Source organism: Microbacterium sp. Ru50, from assembly GCF_002920555.1.
In the GTDB taxonomy this organism is placed as follows: Bacteria; Actinomycetota; Actinomycetes; order Actinomycetales; family Microbacteriaceae; genus Microbacterium; species Microbacterium arborescens.
Genome location: NZ_PQSV01000033.1, coordinates 1 through 776, shown reverse-complemented (window position 1 = coordinate 776; position 776 = coordinate 1). Strand labels below are relative to the sequence as shown.

General features: G+C 72.3%; 1 protein-coding gene. It reads left to right on the top strand.

The features are described 5' to 3' along the window. The coding region (locus C3481_RS16075; RefSeq protein WP_146053677.1) for a tetratricopeptide repeat protein at positions 1-707 on the top strand (707 nt) is incomplete at its 5' end. Positions 708-776 lie beyond the last annotated feature (69 nt).

Here is a 776-nt window from a genome sequence, read left to right as displayed (position 1 = left end):
AAAGCATCCGGGCCTGGTACACGGCCCTGGACGCGGCCACCGGCCTGGACGATCCCTCTCTCACGGCCCACACCCGTCAGCGGCTCGGCGTCGCCCTGGCACAGGCGGGGCGCTACGACGAAGCCCTGCCCCACCTCGACGAGGCCCTGGAGCGGTTCCGTGCCGACGGCGACACCGCGGGCCTCACCCGCACCCACCACTCGCTCGCCGAGGTCCACGTCCGCATCAACGCCTACGAGCGTGCCCTTCCGCACTTCGCGCAGGCGCTGGAGGGATACCGCGCGCTCGGGGATCAGGTGGGCGAGTCCAACATCCTGAACGGCACCGGTTGGGCGCTGGCCCGGCTCGGCCGGTACGCGAGCGGCGAGGCACACTGCCTCCAGGCGCTGCCGTTGCTCCAGCTCCACGAGGACGGCGAGGGGCAGGCCGCGACGTGGGACACACTGGCGTACATCGCGCGGCGCACCGGCCGGACGAGCCGTGCCCTGGACGCGTACCAACAGGCCCTCACCCACTTCCAGGCCATCGGCAACGCCAATCGTGAGGCCGACACATGGGCGTCCCTCGGGGACATGCACGCCGATGCGGGGGACCACGACGCCGCACATCAGGCCTGGACGACGGCGCTGGGCCTGTACCGGGGCCAGGGCCGGACGGCGGAAGCACGCGAGATGACCGAGCGGTTGGCGACAGGGACCGAGCCCTGACGCCCATCTCCCGGACCGGTACTCCTGAACCGACCGCGTCCCCGCGAAAGGGTCCGGCCACCACCTGGC